The organism is Hydrogenophaga sp., from assembly GCF_965657535.1.
Taxonomy (GTDB): domain Bacteria; phylum Pseudomonadota; class Gammaproteobacteria; order Burkholderiales; family Burkholderiaceae_C; genus Hydrogenophaga.
The window spans coordinates 294,955-316,698 of the sequence record NZ_CBFHOP010000005.1 but is presented as its reverse complement, the minus strand read 5'-3'; the positions used below and the strand labels follow the sequence as shown (position 1 = coordinate 316,698).

General features: G+C 64.4%; 20 protein-coding genes. 16 read left to right on the top strand and 4 right to left on the bottom strand.

Annotation, left to right across the window (positions count from 1 at the left end):
* The first annotated feature begins 35 nt into the window (after positions 1-35).
* The 8 genes from ACTG4K_RS11060 to ACTG4K_RS11025 all read left to right on the top strand — a co-directional run bounded on the left by ACTG4K_RS11060 (position 36) and on the right by ACTG4K_RS11025 (position 6,893).
* The gene (locus ACTG4K_RS11060; protein WP_439114261.1) at positions 36-464 is read left to right on the top strand and encodes a PaaI family thioesterase; all 429 of its coding nucleotides are present in this window, start codon (positions 36-38) and stop codon (positions 462-464) included.
* A gap of 44 nt (positions 465-508) precedes the next feature.
* Positions 509-1,522, top strand: a complete 1,014-nt coding sequence (locus ACTG4K_RS11055) for an NADP-dependent oxidoreductase (RefSeq protein WP_439114260.1) — start codon at positions 509-511, stop codon at positions 1,520-1,522.
* A gap of 112 nt (positions 1,523-1,634) precedes the next feature.
* A complete protein-coding gene (locus tag ACTG4K_RS11050) occupies positions 1,635-3,284 on the top strand; it encodes an isovaleryl-CoA dehydrogenase (RefSeq protein ID WP_439114259.1) in 1,650 nt (549 codons plus the stop codon).
* 40 nt (positions 3,285-3,324) lie between these two features.
* Entirely contained in the window at positions 3,325-4,260 is a 936-nt protein-coding gene (locus tag ACTG4K_RS11045) for a glutathione S-transferase family protein (protein ID WP_439114258.1), read from the top strand.
* Between the two features lie 11 nt (positions 4,261-4,271).
* Entirely contained in the window at positions 4,272-4,751 is a 480-nt protein-coding gene (locus ACTG4K_RS11040; RefSeq protein ID WP_439114257.1) for a GNAT family N-acetyltransferase, read from the top strand.
* Between the two features lie 18 nt (positions 4,752-4,769).
* Positions 4,770-5,675: an SDR family oxidoreductase gene (locus ACTG4K_RS11035; RefSeq protein WP_439114256.1), complete on the top strand. Its 906-nt coding sequence runs from the start codon at positions 4,770-4,772 to the stop codon at positions 5,673-5,675.
* Positions 5,676-5,677: 2 nt separating this feature from the next.
* Positions 5,678-6,244: a methylated-DNA--[protein]-cysteine S-methyltransferase gene (locus ACTG4K_RS11030; RefSeq protein ID WP_439114255.1), complete on the top strand. Its 567-nt coding sequence runs from the start codon at positions 5,678-5,680 to the stop codon at positions 6,242-6,244.
* 55 nt (positions 6,245-6,299) lie between these two features.
* Entirely contained in the window at positions 6,300-6,893 is a 594-nt protein-coding gene (locus ACTG4K_RS11025; RefSeq protein ID WP_439114254.1) for an HD domain-containing protein, read from the top strand.
* A 19-nt stretch (positions 6,894-6,912) separates the two neighbouring features.
* Here the strand turns inward: ACTG4K_RS11025 and ACTG4K_RS11020 are convergent, their stop codons facing one another.
* From ACTG4K_RS11020 to ACTG4K_RS11010, 3 genes are read right to left on the bottom strand one after another with little or no spacing between them, the layout of a single operon-like run.
* Positions 6,913-8,022, bottom strand: a complete 1,110-nt coding sequence (locus tag ACTG4K_RS11020) for a DUF72 domain-containing protein (RefSeq protein ID WP_439114253.1) — start codon at positions 8,020-8,022, stop codon at positions 6,913-6,915.
* Positions 8,023-8,028: 6 nt separating this feature from the next.
* Complete coding sequence (locus ACTG4K_RS11015; protein WP_439114252.1) at positions 8,029-8,805, bottom strand: HNH endonuclease; 777 nt, start codon at positions 8,803-8,805, stop codon at positions 8,029-8,031.
* On the bottom strand, positions 8,805-9,299 hold the full coding sequence (locus ACTG4K_RS11010; protein ID WP_439114251.1) for a hypothetical protein: 495 nt from the start codon (positions 9,297-9,299) through the stop codon (positions 8,805-8,807). Before ACTG4K_RS11010 ends, ACTG4K_RS11015 begins: the two co-directional genes overlap by 1 nt.
* A 138-nt stretch (positions 9,300-9,437) precedes the next feature.
* On the opposite strand from ACTG4K_RS11010, the gene ACTG4K_RS11005 reads away from it, so the two are divergent.
* The 5 genes from ACTG4K_RS11005 (at position 9,438) to trhO (ending at position 16,151) form a co-directional block, all read left to right on the top strand.
* The gene (locus ACTG4K_RS11005) at positions 9,438-11,846 is read left to right on the top strand and encodes a Tex family protein (protein ID WP_439114250.1); all 2,409 of its coding nucleotides are present in this window, start codon (positions 9,438-9,440) and stop codon (positions 11,844-11,846) included.
* Positions 11,847-12,004: 158 nt separating this feature from the next.
* Complete coding sequence (locus ACTG4K_RS11000) at positions 12,005-12,832, top strand: HDOD domain-containing protein (protein ID WP_439114249.1); 828 nt, start codon at positions 12,005-12,007, stop codon at positions 12,830-12,832.
* Positions 12,833-13,098: 266 nt separating this feature from the next.
* Positions 13,099-13,932 (top strand): HDOD domain-containing protein, encoded by an 834-nt coding sequence (locus ACTG4K_RS10995; protein WP_439114248.1) that lies wholly within the window; start codon positions 13,099-13,101, stop codon positions 13,930-13,932.
* A gap of 41 nt (positions 13,933-13,973) precedes the next feature.
* Positions 13,974-15,080: a patatin-like phospholipase family protein gene (locus tag ACTG4K_RS10990; RefSeq protein WP_439114247.1), complete on the top strand. Its 1,107-nt coding sequence runs from the start codon at positions 13,974-13,976 to the stop codon at positions 15,078-15,080.
* A 75-nt stretch (positions 15,081-15,155) separates the two neighbouring features.
* A complete protein-coding gene (gene trhO, locus ACTG4K_RS10985) occupies positions 15,156-16,151 on the top strand; it encodes an oxygen-dependent tRNA uridine(34) hydroxylase TrhO (RefSeq protein ID WP_439114246.1) in 996 nt (331 codons plus the stop codon).
* 31 nt (positions 16,152-16,182) lie between these two features.
* Here the strand turns inward: trhO and ACTG4K_RS10980 are convergent, their stop codons facing one another.
* Positions 16,183-17,319, bottom strand: coding sequence for an iron-containing alcohol dehydrogenase (locus ACTG4K_RS10980; protein WP_439114245.1), 1,137 nt, complete (start codon positions 17,317-17,319; stop codon positions 16,183-16,185).
* A 115-nt stretch (positions 17,320-17,434) separates the two neighbouring features.
* Here ACTG4K_RS10980 and ACTG4K_RS10975 point away from each other — a divergent pair, with 115 nt between their 5' ends.
* From ACTG4K_RS10975 to ACTG4K_RS10965, 3 genes are all read left to right on the top strand, one after another.
* Positions 17,435-18,418 (top strand): alpha/beta hydrolase, encoded by a 984-nt coding sequence (locus ACTG4K_RS10975; RefSeq protein WP_439114244.1) that lies wholly within the window; start codon positions 17,435-17,437, stop codon positions 18,416-18,418.
* Positions 18,419-19,285: a YbgC/FadM family acyl-CoA thioesterase gene (locus ACTG4K_RS10970; protein WP_439114243.1), complete on the top strand. Its 867-nt coding sequence runs from the start codon at positions 18,419-18,421 to the stop codon at positions 19,283-19,285. It abuts the gene before it with no gap.
* Positions 19,286-19,435: 150 nt separating this feature from the next.
* Positions 19,436-21,721 carry an O-antigen ligase family protein gene (locus ACTG4K_RS10965; RefSeq protein WP_439114242.1) on the top strand — a complete coding sequence of 762 codons (2,286 nt, stop codon included), beginning with the start codon at positions 19,436-19,438 and terminating at the stop codon, positions 21,719-21,721.
* Positions 21,722-21,744 lie beyond the last annotated feature (23 nt).

Below are 21,744 nucleotides of genomic sequence, written 5' to 3'. Positions count from 1 at the left end.
CCGGCACCTCTCTCGTTCGGTTGTAGGTTTTCCCCATGAATTTTTCTGTCCACATCCCTTTCGTCGAGCTGCTCGGCTTTGAACTGCAGAAGTTCGAAGGCGGCGAGGCGGAAATCGCTTTTTCGCCCAGGTCCGAGCACGAGAACTCGTTCAACGTGGTGCACGGCGGCGCCAGCATGACCCTGCTCGACGTGGTCATGGCGCACGCCGCGCGCACGGTGGAGCCGGCCATGGGCTGCGTCACCATTGAGATGAAAACCAGTTTCATGCGTGCCGCCAAAGGGCCGCTGCTGGCCAAAGGCCGGCTGCTGCACCGCACCGCCACCATGGCGTTCACCGAGGGCAGCATTTTTGACGCAGCCGGCAAGCTCTGCGCCCACGCCACCGGCACCTTCAAGTTTGTGGCCCGCCTGCCCGTGGGTGGTAAAGCCACCCAATCTCTCAACACCATCAAGACCGACTGATCCCACGGATCGGCCTTTTACCCACCCACCCGGAGACCCAAACCATGCCCACCAACCACCAGATCGTGCTCGACAACCGCCCCCAAGGCGAGGCCACCGTGGACAACTTCAAGCTGGTCACCACCGAAACCCCGGCCTTGGCTGAAGGCCAGGTGCTGGTGAAGCACCACTACCTCAGCCTTGACCCCTACATGCGCGGGCGCATGAACGACAGCAAGAGCTACGCGGCGTCGCAACCGCTGGGCGAGGTCATGATCGGCGGAACCGTGGGTGAGGTGGTCGAATCCAAGCATCCCAAGCTCAAGGCCGGCGATCAGGTGGTCGGCATGGGTGGCTGGCAGGAATACAGCGTGGTGGACGCCACGCAACCCGGCGCGCTGCGCAAGGTGGACACCACCCACGTGCCGCTGTCGTATTACCTGGGCGCGGTTGGCATGCCGGGTGTGACCGCCTGGTACGGCCTGGTGAAAATCATCAACCCCAAAGCCGGTGAAACCCTGGTGGTGAGTGCTGCCACGGGTGCGGTGGGCAGCGCTTTTGCCGCCCTGGCCAAGGCGCGCGGTTGCCGCGTGGTGGGCATTGCCGGCGGGCCAGACAAGTGCGCGTACGCGGTGAACGAGCTGGGTTTTGATGCCTGCATTGACTACAAGCTCCACAAAGACATGTATTCGCTGGCCAAGGCCCTCAAGCAGGAGTGCCCGAATGGCATCGACGGCTACTTTGAAAACGTGGGTGGCATGGTGCTGGACGCCGTGTTGCTGCGCATGAACGCGTTTGGCCGCATCGCGGTGTGCGGCATGATCGCCGGCTACGACGGCGCACCCCTGCCGCTGACCAACCCCGCGCTGATTCTGGTGAACCGCCTGAAAATTGAGGGCTTCATCGTCAGCGAACACATGGAAGTCTGGCCGGAAGCGCTGACCGAGCTGGGCACGCTGGTGGCCACCGGCAAACTGCGCCCACGCGAAACCGTGGCCGAAGGCCTGGCGGCAGCCCCCGAAGCCTTCATGGGCTTGCTCAAGGGCAAAAACTTTGGCAAACAGCTGGTGAAGCTGTAACACCCCCGCCGCGCTGCGCGCGACCCCCTCAAGGGGGCGCCGCTGGCGGCCCGGCAAAGCCGGTTCCGCGGCGGCCTGGGTTGAAGACACTGCTTCTGTTCAAGGAGTTCTCATGAGCGCTACCCACGAAGTGTTCAACCAGCCTGCGCCGCTGGTGGATGTGAATCTGTATGACGGCAACCGGGCCATGCAGGATGCGCTTCGCTTCAACGCGCCTGCGCTCGACACCGCGCCGCTGCATGCATTGGGCCAGCAGGTCGGCAGCGCCGACATGCAAACCCACGCCCGGCTGGCCAACGTGTTCACGCCGCAGCTCAAGAGCTACAGCCGCTTTGGCCACCGCATCGACCAGGTGGAGTTCCACCCGAGCTACCACGCGTTGATGACCGCGGCCACGGCGGCGGGCTTGCACGGCACGCCGTTTGCCGACGCCGAACAGGCCACGGGCACCGCCCATATGAACCGGGCCGCCGCCTTCATGCTCTTTACCGAGCTTGAGCCGTCGATGTTGTGCCCGATTTCCATGACCTACGCGGTCACGCCGGCGCTGCGCGACAACGCCGCCATTTACCGCGACTGGTCGCCGGGCCTCACCAGCCGGGCCTACGACCCCGCGCTGAAGCCCTTCAACGAAAAAGCCGGCCTCACCACGGGCATGGGCATGACCGAGAAGCAGGGCGGCTCGGACGTGCGGGCCAACACCACGCAGGCCGTGCCCGATGGAGCGGACGGCTGGGGCCAGCGCTTCAGCGTCACCGGCCACAAATGGTTTTTCTCGGCGCCCATGTGCGACGCTTTTTTGATTCTGGCGCAGACGCCCAACGGCCTCTCATGCCTGTTTTTGCCGCGTGTGCTGCCCGACGGTTCGCTCAACCAGCTGTTCATTCAGCGCCTGAAAGACAAGCTGGGCAACAAGGCCAACGCCAGTTCGGAGGTGGAATTTGTGGGTGCCACCGCCTGGCTGGTGGGCGAAGAAGGGCGGGGCGTGCCCCAAATTCTGGCCATGGGCACCATGACGCGGCTCGATTGCGCGCTGGGCACCAGCGGGCTCATGCGCCACGCGCTGTCCATTGCGCTGAACCACACCACGCAGCGCAGCGCGTTTGGCAAAAAGCTGATCGACCAGCCGCTGATGAAAAACGTGCTGGCCGATCTGGCGCTCGAATCCGAAGCCGCCACCGCGCTGGCCCTGCGCCTGGCGCGCAGCTTTGACCGCACCAGTGACGCGCACGAACAGGCCATGCAGCGCCTGCTCACGCCGGTCGCCAAGTTCTGGATCTGCAAGCGCGGCAGCTATTTTGCGCAAGAAGCCATGGAATGCCTGGGCGGCAACGGCTATGTGGAAGAGGGCGGCGAGGGCATCATGGCGCGCATTTACCGGGAAATGCCGGTGAACAGCATTTGGGAAGGCGCCGGCAACATCATGGCGCTGGACCTGTTGCGTGCTGTGCGCAAAGCCGACGCCGCTGCAGCGCTGGCCCACGAACTCGCACCCGCCAAAGGCCTGCACCCCGCGCTGGACCACCTGGCCGCCAGCCTGCCCACCCGCGTGGAGCTGATGGCCACCGAAATGGAAGCCCGCCGCCTGGCGCAAGACGTGGCCCTGGCCGTGCAGGCCGCGCTGCTGGCGCAAACCGCACCTGCGGCCGTGTTCAGCGCGTTCTGCGACAGCCGCCTCGCTGGCCACTGGGGCCACAGCTTCGGGTCGCTCGGCGCAGGCTGCGATTTCGACGCCATCATTGCCCGCGCACAACCCCGCTGAACGCGGTTGTTGCTCCGTTCAACGCTTACCGCACAACACCATGGCCGACCTGATCCTTCACCACTACCCCACCTCGCCCTTTTCAGAAAAAGTGCGCCTGATCCTGGGCCACAAGCAGCTGGCCTGGCAGAGCGTGGTGATCCCGCGCATCATGCCCAAGCCCGACGTGCTGGCACTCACCGGCGGCTACCGCCGCACGCCGTTTTTGCAGATCGGTGCCGACGTGTACTGCGACACCGCGCTGATTTGCGATGTGCTGGAACACCGCCAACCCGCGCCCACGCTGTACCCCGAACACCAGAAAGGTGTGGCGCGCGTGCTGGCGCAGTGGGCCGACAGCACCCTGTTTTGGGCTGCCATGGGCCACAACCTCAGCCCCAAAGGCGCGGCTGCCCTGTTTGCCGGGCAACCGCCCGAAGCCGCACAAGCCTTTGCCGCCGACCGCGGCGCCATGCGCGCCGGCATGACCAGCCTGCGCCCCGGTGACGCCACGGCGGCCTACAAGAGCTACCTGCGCCGCCTGGCCAACATGCTGGACGACGCGCCATTTCTGCTGGGTGCCGCCCCCTGTGTGGCCGACTTTGCCGCCTACCACCCGCTGTGGTTCAGCCGCGTCATCAACCCCGCCATGGCCAGCATTCTGGACGCCACGCCCGCCGTGCTCGCCTGGATGGACCGCATGGCTGCACTTGGCCACGGCCACCTGAGCAAGCTCAGCTCTGCCGAGGCCATTGCTGTCGCAGCGGCCCATCAGCCGGCACCGCTGGGTGACGAAGCCTTTCAAGACGAACACGGCATTGCCCTGGGCAGCCGTGTGACCGTGGCCGCCGAAGCCTTTGGGCAGGAGCCTACCGAAGGCATCTTGCGCGCCGCCACCCGCACCCGCTACACGCTGGAGCGCACCGACGAGCGCGCAGGCACCTTGCATGTGCACTTCCCGCGCATTGGCTTTGTGTTGCGGGAAGTGCGCGCTTGAGCTCAACCGCATTGAGCCCATCCGTTGCCCCCCCGGTGGCTTGGCGCTGCCTGCCGTTTGGCGCCTTGCTGCCGCGCACGCTGTATGCCCTGCTGCAACTGCGCAGCGCGGTGTTTGTGGTGGAACAAGCCTGCGCCTTTCAAGACCTGGACGGCGCCGACCCGGCTTGCATGCACCTCTTGGGCGAACGCCTGAGCGCTGACAACGAACCCGAATTGCTGGCCTACACCCGCCTGGTGCCGGCCGGGCTGAAATACGCCGAGGCGAGCATTGGCCGGGTAGTTACCGCGCCCGTCACCCGCGGCACAGGCCTGGGCCATGTGCTCATGGCCGAGTCCATTCGCGCCCTGCACAGCCTGTGGGGCGTGCAGCCCATTCGCATTGGCGCGCAGGCGCATCTCCAGCATTTTTACCAGCAGCACGGCTTTGAAGCCGTGGGCGACTTGTACGACGAAGACGGCATTGCGCACACCGAAATGGTCCGGCGCTGAACAACCACAGGAGACAACATGATTGATGATTTCAAAGGCAAAACCGCTGTCCTCACCGGCGCGGGCTCGGGCTTCGGGCTGGAATGCGCCCGCATTGGCGCCAGCCTGGGCATGAACCTGGTGCTGGTGGATGTGCAGCAAGACGCACTGGACCAAGCCGCCGCTGAAATGACCGCAGCAGGCGCACAGGTGTTGGCGCGTCGGGTCGACGTGTCGAACAACACCCAAATGGAAGCGCTGGCTACCGAGGTGCAGCAGCGCTTTGGCGCCCCGCACGTTGTGTTCAACAACGCGGGTGTGGGCTCGGGCGGCCTTATCTGGGAAAACTCGGTGAAAGACTGGGAATGGGTGCTGGGCGTGAACCTGTGGGGCGTCATCCACGGTGTGCGCCTCTTTACCCCCATGATGCTGGCCGCTGCCAAGGCCGACCCGGCTTACCAGGGCCACATCGTCAACACCGCCAGCATGGCCGGCCTGCTCACGCCGCCCAACATGGGCATTTACAACGTGAGCAAACACGCCGTGGTGAGCCTGACCGAAACGCTGTACCAAGACCTGAAACTGGTGAGCGACCAGGTGAGCGCCAGCGTGTTGTGCCCGTATTTCGTGCCCACCGGCATCAGCCAGAGCCACCGCAACAAACCCGCCGAACTGGCCGATGAAAAAGCCACCCAGAGCCAGCTGATTGGCCAGGCAATGAGCGACAAAGCGGTGAGCTCCGGCAAGATCACCGCCGCCCAGGTGGCCAGCATGGTGTTTGACGCCATGCGCGCCGACCAGTTCTACATCTACAGCCACCCCAAGGCCCTGGGCAACGCCCGCCAGCGCTTCGACGCCATCGTGGCCGGCACCAACCCGGCCGACCCGTTTGCCGAACGGCCGGAGATTGGCGAAAGCCTGCGCCAGGCGCTGCGCGCAGGCTGATCATGGCCATGGCCATGGACAGCGGTACGGGCCACACGCTGTTCGACACCGCCATCGGCACCTGCGGCCTGGCCTGGGGGCCGGGCGGCATCACCGCGGTGCAACTGCCCGAGCAACACCTTGAGGCCACCCGCGCTCGGCTGCTGAAACACGCAGGCCCCAGCATTGCGATGGACGAACCGCCCGACCTGGTGCGCGCCGCCATCACCGGCATCCAGGCCCTGCTGAACGGCGAACCCCGGCAACTGCTGGAGCTGGAACTGGATATGGCGCGCCTCACCCCCTTTCAGCGCCGGGCCTACGCCAACACCCGCGCCATTCCGCCGGGCCAGACCCGCACCTACGGCGAAGTGGCCGCCGAACTGGGCGACCCCGGGCTCGCCCGCGCCGTCGGCCAGGCCATGGGCGCCAATCCCTTTGCTCCGGTCGTGCCCTGCCACCGCGTGCTGGCGGCGGGCCACCAACCCGGCGGCTTCTCCGCTCGCGGCGGTGCGCTGACCAAACTGCGCATGCTGGCCATTGAAGGGGCGGTGCCCGGCGGAACACCCGACCTGTTCACCGGCCCGTGAACCTTGAACGCACCTTTGACCGGAAACCCCACACCCACAACGAAGGAGACAACCCATGAACGCTCGCGCACGCTTCACCAGCATGGAAGACAGCACCCGGGAAGACTGGCAAATCATCGTCCCTGAGGCCATGCAAATGGCCAAGGCATTGCCGGACCGCATCCTCGACCACCTGCGCCTGCTAGACGGCGACTTTGGCGGCTTCCCAGTGGACCGGCTGACCCATTCCCGCCAGACCGCCACGCTAGCGCTCAAAGACGGGCGGGACGAGGAATATGTGGTGTGCGCGCTGCTGCACGATATAGGGGACACGCTGGGCAGCTTCAACCACCCCGATATCGCCGCCGCCATCCTCAAACCCTTCGTCACTGCAGAAAACCTGTGGATGGTCCAAAACCACGGCATTTTCCAGGGCTACAACTTTTTCCACCACATCGGGCTGGACCGCAACATGCGCGACCAGTTCAAGGCCCACCACAGCTACGAACGCACGGCCGAATTCGTCGAGCTGTACGACAACCGGGCCTTCGACCCCGCGCAGGAAGCCCTGCCGCTGGACCATTTCGAGCCCATGCTGCGCCGCCTCATGGCAAAGCCCCGCAACAGCATCTACAAGGCTGCCATGGAGCCTGCGGCGAAGGCGCAGTGAACACTGCGCTGCGGCGCGTTCAGGGTACCGGTGGCGCCTCACCGCCCGCCAAGCCCTCCGCCAGCGCCCGCGCCGACAGCGGCGCGCAGCCCTCGGCCTTGTTGCTGATCGTGACAAAGGCGTTCTGCCCCGCACCCGTCACGCCGCGCACCGTGCGCACGATCAGCGCGCGCGTCTCGGCGTCCACGTCGTGGATGCGGTCGTAGGGTTCGTAGGAGCGCTGCGCGTCCTCGTAGCCGTAGGCGCCGTGCAGCGGGTTCAGGTTCCAGCGGCAGACCAGCGGCCCCGGCCAGAGCGCGCGCAGCAGCGGCAGCTGCTCGGCCATGGGCGGCATCTTGGCGTGCAGGCCCAGGCAGTAGGTGGCGCCGGTCTCCTTGAGCACCGCCGCCAGCTGCGGCGCGATGGCGGGCGAGAGCCACTCCGGGTCGCGCACCTCCACCGCCACCACGCCGTCGGGCGTGGCGCCGCGCACATCGGGCAGCGCCCGCAGCAGGGCGCGCAGCCGCTCCAGCAACAGCGGCAGGCGCTGCAACTGCGAAAAGGGCAGCGGGCTGAGCTGGAACACCAGCGCGCCCACCTTGTCGCCCAGCCCCGCCAGCGCGGGGGTGATGAATTCCTGTGTCGCCAGCACAGGGTCCAGAAAGGCCGTGTTGGGCTGGCGGCCCTGGCCCTTTTCGCCGCGCACCAGCGCGTCCGTCACCAGCGCCGGCGCCTTCACCACAAAGCGGAAGTCGTCGGGCACCTGGCCCGCGTAGCGCGCGTACTGCGCCTCCGTCAGCGGGCGGTAGAACGACCGGTCAATGCCCACGCAGCGCAGCAGCGGGTGCTGCGCGTAGGCGCTCAATCCGTTCTTGGCCAGCACCGCCTCGCTGGTCGGCCCCTCGTCCCACACGATGCTTGCCCAGCCCGGGTAGCTCCAGGTCGAGGCGCCCAGGCGGATGTGTGGGTTCAGGCGGGCGGCCAGCGCCTGGGTTGCGTCGTCGGAGGGAAGGGGGAGGACTTCACTGGAGCGGCGGCGGGGCGGGGTGGGCGCGGCGGCGCAATCGTACGCCGGATCGAGGACAGCGTTGGGCGGCTTCGGTCGGGTGGGGGGTGGTGCGGGTGATGCACCAAACAGGTCGTCCTGCATATCGCCCTAAACGAACTCGAACCGTGACGCATGAGCTTCCAGAAAACTGGGATTCGGCCTGAACCGCTCCGGCAACGCGATGCGCTGACCGTGGTACTTGGACAAGGTCAGCTTGGTGAACTCATCCAAATCCACATCCTGCAAGCGCTTCGACACACAAACAGTGAAATCGGGCAACACGGTGATCAATCCGATGTCATAGGCCTTGTCGTGCAGCGCCGACAAACATAGCCCGTTTTGCGGGTTCAGGCGATTCTTCGTATCCATGCTCCATGGAACGATGTGACTTGCAATCAAAAGCTGAGGTATTGCAAGTCCGCTGACGCAACAGCATCCGTTGTAGCTTGCGAGCACGGCGCGCCGAAAGCGCGCCTGATTCACCCGCACTTTGACCAACGCAGTCACGATTTTTCCCTCTTCAATCTCTGGAACCTCCTCGGCAACATCTGCGCCGGGCACTATGCCGTGTTGGCTGCCGTAGTGCTCGTATGTATAAGCGGCCTCGTCTGCTACAAGATCCCAATTGCTGTTCAGCTCAATCCAGATCGTCTTATCAAGTTGCGACGCATTGCTCATTCCGGCACGCCCACTCGCAAGCACTTGCGGATCGAGACTCGCGAAGTTGACCAACTTGAGAGCGACTGACCCGGGAGTCCGACCGATCCACCCGGATAGCTGTCGAATCAAGGGGTTGCGCTGATGCAGTTGACCAAACGGCAACTGGAAATAAACATGCAGCGCAGCCAATGTCTGTTCGCGCGTCCAATCGGTTGGTCTCGGCATCAATTCTCCCTATGGGCATCAAGGTGTTGTGCTCCCTTTGTATGGCTGTGCCAATGGCACACATTGGCCCGTGGCTTGACACGAAAGGAGTCGTCAGGACGTCGGCACCCTTCGGGCGCCACGAAGAACAGGGTCCAGTCGCCATAGTAAGCTCCGTCGAAAAAAATCATGTCTTCCACTACCTCCAAGTCAACATCAAGATGCCCTGAGTTGCAGCAGACGCGTGCGCCTTGTTCGGTAGCGAATCGCAGGCGCACATAGGCCATGTAGGTGGTGTGGCAATAAGTTAGTGGGCCGAGTACCGGGCCAGCAAAGCCCCAGTCGTTCATGCTCTCATTGCGGCTACTCCGGCCGTGAAACAGACCGATGTACATGCCGGGTTGTGTCGGTCGCTCTCCGTACTGAATGCGCTTTGTGGTCGGATCTGTCGAGGCCATCGCATCCTCAAATGTGAAAGAAAAACCAAGGCTACTCAAAGTTTCCAAACCGGTCACCCAGGGAATTGCCTGGGTGACAGCAGTCGGCCAAGCGTGCGAAACCGATGCTCGGAATGCGGGGGCCGGATCCCTTCGACCCCCTGTGGCAAACTCACCCGCTTCGTTTGAAACCGGGCCGCTGGAGCCCCTTGGGACATGCAAAAAATCATCGCGCAGATCGCGCAAGAGATCCGGGTTGAACAGCGGCAGGTGCTGGCCGCGGTGGAGTTGCTGGAAGGGGGCGCCACCGTGCCCTTCATCGCCCGGTACCGCAAAGAAGTGACCGGCGGGCTGGATGACATCCAGTTGCGCGAGCTGGAGTACCGCTTGGGTTACCTGCGGGAGCTGGAAGACCGCCGCGTGGCGGTGCTCAAGGCCATTGACGAGCAGGGCAAGCTGACGGACGCGCTGCGCGTCGCCATTGCCCAAGCGCCGACCAAGCAGGAGCTGGAAGACCTGTACCTGCCGTTCAAACTCAAGCGCCGTACCAAGGGGCAGATCGCCCGGGAATTTGGTATTGAGCCGCTGGCCGACAAGCTGTTTGCCGATCCGACGCTGGACCCGCTGGCCGAAGCGGCCGCCTTCACCAAGCCACCCGAGGTGCTGGACGATGGCAAGCCGGGGCCGGATTTTTCCACCCCGCAGGCGGTGCTGGACGGGGTGCGCGACATTTTGAGCGAGCGCTGGGCAGAAGACGCTGCACTGCTGCAAAACCTGCGCGAATGGCTGTGGGCCGAGGGCCTGCTGAAAAGCACCCTGGTGGCTGGCAAAGACGAAAACCACCCGGATGTGGCGAAGTTTCGCGACTATTTCGCCTACGACGAACCCATTGGCCGAGTGCCATCGCACCGCGCGCTGGCGGTGTTTCGCGGGCGTTCGCTGGAAATTTTGGATGCCAAGCTGGTGTTGCCCGAGCCCGAACCGGTGCTGATGGCCAGCGGGCGCCCGGCGCCCACCGTTTCGCTGGCCGAAGGCCGCATTGCGCTGCACCTGGGCTGGAGCCACAAGGGCAGGGCGGCCGACGACCTGCTGCGCAAGTGCGTGGCCTGGACCTGGCGGGTGAAGCTCAGCCTGTCCAGCGAACGGGACCTGTTTGCCCGCCTGCGCGAAAGCGCCGAGGCGGTGGCGATCAAGGTGTTTGCCGACAACCTGCGCGACCTGCTGCTGGCCGCACCGGCCGGCCCGCGCGTGGTGATGGGGCTGGACCCCGGCATTCGCACTGGCGTGAAGGTGGCGGTGGTGGACGCCACCGGCAAGTTGGTGGACACGTCCACCGTGTTCCCCCACGAACCCCGGCGCGACTGGGACGGCTCGCTGCACACGCTGGCCAAGTTGTGTGAAAAACACGGCGTGAACCTGATCGCCATTGGCAACGGCACGGCCAGCCGCGAAACCGACAAGCTGGCGGCCGACTTGATCAAGCTGGTGCAAAAAGGCACCGAGCCCGGCCACCCCTGCCACGGCCTGCAAAAAGTGGTGGTGAGCGAGGCGGGTGCTTCGGTTTACAGCGCCAGCGAATTTGCCAGCCAGGAGATGCCCGACGTGGACGTGAGCCTGCGCGGCGCCGCCAGCATTGCCCGGCGCCTGCAAGACCCGCTGGCCGAGCTGGTGAAGATCGACCCCAAGAGCATTGGCGTGGGCCAATACCAGCACGACGTGAACCAGAGCGACCTGGCCCGCACGCTGGACGCGGTGGTGGAAGACTGCGTGAACGGCGTGGGTGTGGACCTGAACACGGCCAGCGTGCCGCTGTTGTCCAAGGTGTCGGGCCTGTCGCCGAGCGTGGCCAAGGCGGTGGTGCGTTGGCGCGAAGCCAACGGCGCGTTCAAAAGCCGCCAGCAGCTGATGGATGTGGCCGGTCTGGGTGCCAAAACTTTTGAGCAGAGCGCGGGCTTTTTGCGCATACGCGGTGGCGACAACCCGCTGGACATGACCGGGGTGCACCCCGAAACCTACCCGGTGGTGGAGCAGATCATCGCCAAAACCGGCCAGCCGGTGGGCGCGCTCATGGGTCGGGCCGACATGCTCAAGACGCTGCGCCCGGAGTTGTTTGCTAACGAGAAATTCGGCGTGATCACGGTCAAAGACATCTTGGCCGAGCTGGAAAAACCCGGCCGCGACCCGCGTCCGGACTTCCAGGTGGCCCGCTTCAACGACGGCGTGGACGACATCAGCGACTTGCGCGAGGGCATGATTCTGGAAGGCACCGTGAGCAACGTGGCGCAATTTGGCGCGTTCGTTGATCTGGGCGTGCACCAGGACGGCTTGGTGCATGTGAGCCAGCTGGCCCACAAGTTTGTGAACGATGCCCGCGAGATCGTCAAGACGGGCGACATCGTCAAGGTCAAGGTGATGGAAGTGGACGTGGCCCGCAAGCGTATCGGCTTGTCGATGAAACTGGGGGACGCGCCCGCCTCTTCGGGGCGCGAAGGCGGCGCACGGGACAACCGGTTTGAACCCGCTCGCCAAGGCCAGCGACCGGGTGCCCGGGGCACCCAGGCACCCGCACAGGCCGCGCCTTCGGCCATGGCGTCGGCGTTTGCCAAGCTGCAAGGCAAGCGCTGAACCCGCTACGGCGTACGCGGCAGAAATGGGCCTTTGAGGGCTGTTTTCGCGGTGTAGAAAAGCGATTGGCAAGGTGCCGGCGAGGGCTCAAGTTGCTGCGGTCTGGGTCGATACAAAGGGGAGAGTCAATCCGAGCCACCTTTGCGGACTTCAGCCCCATGCAACTCGAAGCCCTTCTGAACTACCCCCGGGCGCTGCCCACCATGCCGCGCAGTGTCTCTGACTTGCTGGGTGAAATGAACAAAGAAGACCCCAGCCCGAGGCGGGTGGGCGAGCTCATTGGCCGCGACCCGGCACTGACCACCCGCGTGCTGCGCCTGTCCAACTCGGCTTTTTTCAGGGTCAGCCGCAAGATCGGCAGTGCCGATGCGGCCGTGGCGCTGCTGGGCATGACCCATGTGCGCTCCCTGGTCATGGCGGCAGCGCTGGGCGCGAGCTTCAAAAACGTTCCGGGTGTCGATCTCAAACAGTTCTGGCGCTACAGCCTGCGCGTGGCCGAGATCTCTCGTTCACTCGCGGGCCTGCTTCGTCAGCACGAGGGCAATGCGTTTACCGCCGGCCTGATCCATGCCATTGGCGACCTGGTGATGCACATTGCCATGCCCGACGAAGTGGGGCCGATCGATCTGCGAGTGACACCGCTCGACCTGCAGCGTGCAGCGGCGGAGAAGGCCGTTTTTGGCTATTCCTATGCCGAGGTGGGCGCCGGCATGATCGAAAAATGGCAGTTCCCCACCACCATGGTGTCGGCGCTGGCCAATCAGATAGAGCCCTTTGAAGGTGCCGCGTACGACCCCCTGGGCGGCGTGCTGCACCTGGCTTCGTGGCGTGCGCGTGCCGAAGAGATTCAGCTGGACAACAACGGTCTGGTGGCCACATTTCCCGACATGGTGGGCCTCACGCTCGGACTCGATCTGGACAGCGTGCTCGGCAAAGATCCCTCCGAATGGTCGTTCAGTCATGCGATCAGTGCCTTTACCGACTGAACTGAGAAACGGCCGTTGGACGGTCCCGAGTGGGCGGCCAGCGCGCGCCCCGGCAGCTCAATCGGGGTACAAGCCCTGCCATCCCCAAGGTGCGCTTGCTTGTGGGAAAGATGCTCGGCCTTGAGAGGTATCTCCAGCGGATAAAGCGCGGTCAGCTGCTGTTTCCATGCAAAAGAGCTAAAAAGTCTCAAGTCTTGCAACCCATAGACGAAATACCACTTAGCGTATATCCGCTGACCCAGAAACCACCGATTGGCAGGCCCACCATGCACCTCGACAAGCTCCTGAAACAGCCCAACGCACTCCCGACCGTACCGAAGGTGATTCGCAAGCTGATCGAGACCTTTGAGCAGGAGGAGGTCGACGTGCTGCAGGCTGCGGCGTACGTCGAGTCCGACCCGGTGCTCACCGCCAAGCTGCTGAAAATGGCCAATTCGGCTTTTTTTGGTCTCAACCGCTCGGTCACCAACGCGCGTGACGCCATCCAGGTGATGGGACTCATCAAGGTGCGGGCGCTGGTGATTGGTGCTGCGCTGGGTGACAGTTTTCACTGCGTGGGCAGCGTCAACCTCAACCAATTCTGGCGCTACAGCCTGAATTCGGCCAACCTGTCGCGCTACATCGCGCTGCCCATCAAGGTCGACGAAAACACCGCCTTCACCTCGGGCCTGATCCATGGCATTGGCGAGCTGATGATGCACATGGCGATGCCCGAGGCCATGATCGACCTGGACCGCAGCATCCCCATGCTGGACCTCAAGCGCGCCCGGGCTGAAAAAGGCCTGTTTGGCTACAGCTACGCCGAAGTGGGCGCTGCACTGGCCCGGGAATGGAGCTTCCCGAAAAAGATGATCAATGCCATCGAGCACCAGACAGCACCCTTTGAAAACGATGTCTATGAACCGGTGGCCGGGGTCATCCACATCGCTTCCTGGCGTGCCCGTGCCGAAGAGATGTCGATCGGCAGCCAGGGCCTGATCAACACCTACCCGGACCCGATTGGCCTGGTGCTGGGGATCGATCCGGACACGGTCATCGGTGAAGAAATTCCGTCGTTGACCCGGCAGAAAGAAGCGTCCGAGACTTCGGAAGCGAGTTGAGTGGCGGCGGCCCCGCCGCGCTGCGAGACAATCGCAGCCCTATGTCTCCTGCACATCCAGCGCTTCGCCTTTACGCCGGCCCCAAGGCCCGCCAACACATTGAACAGCACGGCCTGCGCCCGCAAGACGTGGGCGTGATGCCTGCCGCAGCAGGCGGCCCCAAGGGGCTGATCCTTGGGGCGCTGGACCGCTTCATCTTTGGTCAGTGGCTGCCGCAAAGCCAGCAAGCGGTGGATCTGGTGGGGGCGTCTATCGGCGCGTGGCGCATGGCCACGGCGTGCCTGGGCGGCTCGGTGGCCGCCTTTGAACGGCTTGAGCGCGACTACATAGCCCAGCACTACGCGCTGCGCCCCGGCGAAAAGCGGCCCAGTGCCCAGCAAGTGAGCGAGCAGTTTGGCCAGAGCCTGCAGCAGTTTTACGGCGGGCGCGTTGACGAGGTGCTCAACCACCCGCGTTTTCACCTCCATTTGGTCACGTCCCGCGGGCGCCATGTGCTGGCGCAAGAAGGCGCTTTGCGCACACCGCTGGGCTACCTGGGCGCATTTGCCGCCAATGCGGTGAACCGCAAGGCGCTGGGCGGCTGGCTGGAGCGGGTGGTGTTTTCATCAGCCCATGCACCGGGCGGGCCGGCGGTGGCGTTGCCGTTTGCCACCGCCGACTTCCGCACCCGCCAGGTGCCGCTGCGCAGCGACAACTTCATGGACGCCCTGCAGGCCAGTTGCTCCATTCCGTTCGCGCTGCGCGCAGTTCACGGCATTGCTGGCGCACCACCCGGTGCCTATTGGGACGGTGGCATAACCGACTACCACCTGCACCTGCGCTACCAGCCACCCGCTCAGTCACCCCTTGTGCTGTACCCGCATTTTCAGCAAGCGGTGGTGCCCGGGTGGCTGGACAAGGTGTGGAAGCACCGCCACCCGGCCAGCCCGGCACTGGACCAGATGCTGTTGCTGGCGCCCGACCCGGCCTGGGTCAAGACCTTGCCCAACGGCAAACTGCCCGATCGGAACGACTTCACCCACTACGGGCAGGACTTGGCCGCGCGTATGCGGGTGTGGCAGGCGGCCACCGCTGCCAGCCAGCAACTGGCCGACGAGTTTGCACAGTGGCTGGAACGGCCCGACCTGTCTCGGATCGAAGCTTTGTGAACCGAAGCCTTGTCGTGCACGATGCAACCGCCAACGGGGTGCGCCACGGTGCACCGTCCGGAGGATAATTCCCCTATGACTTCTGTGACTACTTCTCTCTCCACCGACACACCGACGGCGGTGGCCGCCAACACGCGCTACCTCACGGCCGCGCTCTACAAGTTTGTAGACCTGCCCGATTTCGAGGCGCTGCGCGAGCCGCTGCAGGCCTGTTGCGATGCCCACCACGTGAAGGGCACACTGCTGCTGGCCAGCGAAGGCATCAACGGCACCATTGCCGGGCCTGAAGCGGGCGTGCGCGCGGTGCTGGCCCATTTGCATGCCGACCCGCGCCTGGCCAGCCTGCAGCACAAAGAAGCCTGGGCCGACAAGCCCCCTTTCTTGCGGATGAAAGTGCGGCTGAAAAAAGAAATCGTCACCCTGCGGGTGCCCGAACTGGACCCCAACAAAACGGTGGGCCAGTACGTGAAGCCGCAAGATTGGAACGCCTTGCTGGCCGACCCGGACGTGGTGGTGATCGACACGCGCAACGACTATGAAGTGGTCATTGGCACGTTCAAAGGCGCCATCAACCCCAACATCAAGACCTTCACCGAGCTGCCGGCCTGGCTGGACGCGCAGCCTGCACTGCAGGCCGGTGTTGGCAAAAAGACCAAGGTGGCCATGTTTTGCACTGGCGGCATCCGCTGCGAAAAGTCCACCGCGCTGATGAAAATGCGCGGTTTTGACGAGGTGTACCACCTGGAGGGTGGCATCCTGAAATACCTGGAAGAAGTGCCGGCCGAAGAGAGCACCTGGGAAGGAGAGTGCTTCGTGTTCGACGAGCGCGTGAGCGTGGGCCACGGCCTGCAGCCTGGCCCTTACGGCTTGTGCCGCTCGTGCCGGTGGCCGCTCAGCGCGGAAGACAAGGCGTCACCGCACTACGTCAAAGGTGTCAGTTGCCCGCAGTGCCACGACAAGCGCAGCCCGGAACAAAAAGCCCATTTGGCGGAGCGCCAGCGGCAGGTGGAACTGGCCGAAGCGCGGGGCGACGTGCATGTGGGCGCACGGCTTCACAACCACGAGCATTGAAGCTCGGCGCAAGGGCCAAGCCCAAGGCTGCTTACATCGACGCTTCGAGCATCGCCCTGTAATCGGCCACGCTGGCCGTGCGCGGGTTGGTCTTGTGGCAGTGGTCGGCCAGCGCGCCGGTGATGATTTTTTCAAACCAGTCGCGCTCCACATGCAAGGCGGCCAGGCCGGTGGGCAGGCCCAGGCGGGCGTTCATGTCGCGAATGGCTTGCGGTATCTCGCTGCCACTGCGCAAGCCCATGGCATGGGCCATGCGGTCCAGTCGGCGCTCTTTTTTCATCGACTCTGCTTCGGCGTTGAACGCGATCACGGCCGGCAAAAACAGCGCATTCAACGTGCCGTGGTGCAAGCGCGGGTTCACACCACCCAGGCTGTGGCTGAGCGAATGCACGCAGCCCAGGCCTTTCTGGAATGCCATGGCGCCTTGCATGCTGGCGCTCATCATGTTGAGCCGCGCTTCGCGGTCTTGCCCGTCGTGGGTGGCGCGCTCAATGTGCGCCCAGCCGCGCTCCAGGCCGTCCAGCGCAATGCCGTCTGCGGGTGGGTTGAAGGCCGGGGCCATGAAGGTTTCCATGCAGTGGGCAATGGCGTCCATGCCGGTGGCGGCGGTCAGCAGCGGCGGCAGGCCCAGCGTGAGCTCGGGGTCGAGCAGGGCGGTTTTGGGCACCAGGTGCCAGCTGTGGAAACCCAGCTTGCGGCCATCGTCCACGATCACAATGGCGCCGCGCGCCACTTCGCTGCCCGTGCCAGCGGTGGTGGGTACCGCAATCAGTGGCGGCACGCGGTCGGTGATTTTGGGGGACCCACCTTCGATGGTGGCGTAGGTTTTCAGCGGGCCTTCGTGTGTGGCAGCAATGGCCACGCCCTTGGCGCAGTCGATGGAGCTGCCCCCGCCGAGGGCGATCAAGCCGTCGCAGCCTTCGCGCTGGTACACCTCTACGGCAGCGCGCACCGCTGCTTCATTTGGGTTGGACGGCGTTTCATCAAACACCGCCAGCGGCACGCCTGGCAGGGCGGCCCGGGTTTTCTCCAGCAGGCCCGCCACGCGCACGCCGGCATCGGTCACGATGAGTGGGCGGGTAATGCCCACCCGCTTGCATTCGGCCTGCAGTTGCGCAAGGGCGCCGAACTCGATCAGGATGTTGGTCACATACAGAATTTGGGCCATGCGGGTCTCGTGTGGTGATGGAAAAACAAAGCAAAACTATACGGCCGCGCCCGCCCGCTGCCAATGCCGCCAGCGCGACGACCGGTCCCGCAAAAGACAGCCACAATGCCCACCCATGTCGCACCACAAGAACCCCAGGGCTCTGCTCACGCCGCTGATGCGCGGCTTGCTGGACCGCATGGCCCGTGCCGGGCACCCACCCCTGCATGCGCTCTCGCCGGCGCAGGCCAAACTGTCCTACGAAGCGGGGGCCACCGTGCTCGACATAGCGCCCCACAAACTGGCGCGCGTGGAGGACCTGAAGCTACCGGCACGCGATGGGTTTGAGCTGTCCGCCCGGCTGTTTGCACCGCATGCCGACCACCCGCTACCGGTTTTGCTGTACCTGCATGGGGGCGGTTTTACCGTGGGCAGCGTGGCCACCCACGAACGGCTGTGCCGCCACCTGGCCCACCTGGGCCGCTGCGCGGTGGTGTCGGTGGACTACCGGCTGGCGCCCGAGTGGAAATTTCCAACCGCAGTGGAAGACACCTGGGACAGCCTGGCCTGGTTGCGTGAACAGGCTGAAGCGCTGCGCTTGGACGGCTCGCGCATCGCCATAGGTGGCGACAGCGCGGGCGGCACACTGGCGGCCGTAACCGCCATCGCCGCGCGCGATGCCGGCTGGCCGCTGGTGCTGCAGTTGCTGTTTTACCCCGGCTGCGCCGGCCACCAGAACACGCCTTCGCACCACCGCTTTGCCACCGGTTTTTTGCTCGAAGAACCGCACATCACCTACTTTTTCAACCACTACGTGCGCAGCCTGGCCGACCGCGACGACTGGCGCTTTGCCCCGCTGGACGGGGTGGATGGCAGCGGACAACTGCGTGAACTGGAAGGCGTGGCCCCCGCCTGGGTGGGGCTGGCCGAATGCGATCCGCTGGTTGACGAAGGCCTGCAGTACGCCGACCGCCTGCGCATGGCCGGGGTACCGGTGGACCTGGAAATTTACGCCGGTGTGGTGCATGGTTTTATCAATTTCGGCCGCGCTATCCCGCAGGCGCTGACCGCCCACAACGACGCCGCTCGTGCGCTGCGTCATGCCTTTGGAGACACCTGAATGACCCCCTTGAAACGCGCTGACTTCCGCTTTTTTCACCGCATGCGCGTGCGCTGGGCCGAGGTGGACATGCAAAAGATCGTGTTCAACGCGCACTATCTGATGTATTTCGACACGGCCATATCGGACTACTGGCGTGCCCTGTGCCTGCCTTACCAGGCCACCATGGACGCGCTGGAGGGTGACTTGTACGTGGTGAAAGCGACGGTTGAATTCCATGCCTCGGCTCGGGTGGACGACCAGATCGAGGTGGCGATGAAATGCAGCCGCATCGGAAGCTCATCCATGACCTTTACGGGCGCCATCTTTCGTGGCGATGAGCACCTGATTACCGGCGAGATCGTCTATGTGTTTGCCGACCCGGCCACCCAGACATCGAAGCCGGTGCCGCCGGCATTGCGGGAAATCATGATGGGGTTTGAAGCGGGTGAAGCCATGAGCACCGTGCAGGTGGGCCCCTGGAGCGCGCTGGGACCCGACGCTCAAAGCATCCGCACCGAGGTGTTTGTGCACGAGCAGCGCATTCCCAAAGAACTGGAAAGGGATGCGGCCGACGACACCGCCGTGCACGCCGTGGCCTACAACCGCCTGGGCGTGCCGGTGGCCACCGGGCGCTACCTGAGCGCGCAAGCTGGCACGGTGAAGGTGGGCCGTATGGCCGTGACGCGTGTGCTGCGCGGCGGCAACCTGGGGCGCGACGTGCTCCACGCGCTGATGCATGCGGCCCGCGAACACGGCGCGGCTGAGGTGGTGCTGCACGCCCAGCGCAGCGCCGAGGGTTTTTACAGCCGTCTGGGCTACCAGCGCCGGGGGGCGCCTTTTGTCGAGGCAGGCATTGATCACGTGGAGATGTTCACGAAACTTTAACGCTGGCCGGGCTGCTCGAACGGTCCGCACCAAGGATCAAGCGACAATAGAGAACTTTGGTATTGGAACGCCCGCCCTGGCGGCGCCCACATGCCCACACCGCGTGCGCAGTGGATTGTCCAGCTCGCCACAAACCCAAACCACAGTTCCATGGCCAAGAAAAAGCGCAGTGCGCCGCCCGCCTCGGGCGCCAGCAACCCCACCATCCGTCCAGCCAGTGCCGCAGCGCCCAGCCCGGCTTCGGCTGCACAAATGCTGCCCTCCCTGGGCGCGCTGGCCCTGCCGGGCGAAGCCATCAAGGGCGACTGGACGGTCGCCATCCTGGCGCTCATGATGCTGCTGGCACCTGCGCTGGGTGTTCCCAATGAGGAAATGATCCAGGACACGCTGAAATCCATCATCGTGTCCTTTGCTGCGCTGGGTGCGGCGCTGTTCTTTTTCTGGAACCAGCGCAACCGAGACCAGGCGCTTCGCTGGCACGCGGTGGTGTGGCTACCGCTTTTGCTCACGGCCTATGCCCTGGGCAGCATGGCCTGGTCACACACCTACTTGGCTGGGGTTGAAGCCATTCGGTGGTTTGTGTTTTCCATCCTGCTGTGGCTCGGGCTGAACACGCTGGACCGGGAGCGCCTGCCCACCCTGGCCTGGGGTATCCACGCGGGAGCATGCTTCGCGTCGCTCTGGACCGCACTCCAGTTTTGGGCCGACTTCGCATTTTTCCCGCAAGGCCCCAACCCCGCCTCGACCTTCGTCAACCGCAACTTCTTTGCCGAGTTTGTGGTGTGTACGCTGCCTTTTTCGGTGTACCTGCTGACCCGGGCGCGCAACAGTGCCACCGTGGCGCTGCTGTCGTTTTCCATCGGGTTCAATCTGGTCGCCATGTTCATGACGGGCACCCGCTCGGCCTTGCTGGCCTTTGTTGCACTGCTGCTGGTGACCCCGGTGCTGCTGTGGCGCTACCGCCAGCACCTGGCTGTGTCCAGCTGGGACGCTGGGCGGCGCATTTTGGCCGTTGGCTTGCTGGTGGCCACGGTGCTCGGCCTGGGGTTGATCAGCACCGGCAACCCGAAGATGGTGTCAGAGAACGTGGGGAACAACGCGCTGGAGCGTGCCTTTGCCAGAGCACTCACGGTGGCAGAACAAAAAGAGTACGAATCCGGTTCGATCTCGATCCGCATGGTCATGTGGCAAGCCACGGGCCGGATCATTGCGCAGCGCCCCATGAGCGGCGTGGGCGCTGGCGCCTGGGAGGTGGATTTGCCGCTTTACCAGACCCAAGGTTCGCAGCTCGAAACCGACTATTACGTGCACAACGAAATACTGCAGTTGCTGGCCGAATACGGGTTGGCGGGCTGGGTGTTCTTGCTGGGTTTGTTGGGTTACCTGGCGCGCGCAGCCTGGCGCACCCTGATGCTCAAAGGCGAAGACGCACAAACAGAGGGCATGTTGCGTGGCTCTACCCTGGCGGCCCTGATGGCTTTTTTGATCGTCAGCAACGCTGGCTTCCCCTGGCGCATGGCCAGCACGGGTGCCTTGTTTGCCGTGTGCCTGGGCATTCTGGCGGCGTCTGACGCTCGCCTGGCCCAGCGCGGCTGGACGGCCGCTGCCCGGTTGCCCTGGAAACCGGCCTTTTCGCAGGCTGGTGCCATGGTCAGCATAGGTTGCCTGGCCCTGGCGGCTTACATCACCCAGCAGGCCGTGGCCTGCGAGCGCCTGATCGTCAATGCCACCAAGATTGCGCTGTCGGTGAGCCAGTCGGGCGACCACGACAACCCGAAGTGGATCAAGCCACGCAAAGACATGCTGCGCATGATCAAGGAGGGCATCGACATCAACCCCCACTACCGCAAGATCACCCCGATGGTGGCCGACGAACTGGCCAAATGGGGCGACTGGAAAAATGCGGTGTGGATTTGGGAATCGGTGCTGGGCTCACGCCCTTACGTGACCGCCCTTATGAGCAACGTGGCACGGGGCTATGCCCAGATGGGCCAGCCTGAGCAGGCCATGGCCATGCTGGAGCGCGCCAAGGTGTTGCAGCCCAAGGCCCTTTCTGTGCGCTCGCTCGAAGTGATCTTGCTCAGCCGCAATGGGAATGAGCCCCTGGCGTTGGCGATGGCGCGCGAAGACATCACCGCTGGAAAGTACGACTACGACATGGTCAATACCGGGTATGTGCTGGGCATGCGTGCGCAAGACTGGGACCTGGCCATCCGGTCGATAGAGCTGCGCAACCAAGGTTGGCCCGGCAGCAAGCTCGACGGCGATGCCAAGCTGGGCAACGCCTGGGTGGGCAAGGGTGACGTGGCCAAGGCGATGGAATATTTCCGCGCGGCGATGGCCGCCACACCGCCTGGCCAGCAGCAAAACACGCTCAATATGATTCCACAAGGCTTGTGGCCGCAGCTGCAGCAACCGCCAGCCGCTGGCCAGTAGAGCGGGGCTGTAGATCAGGCAGC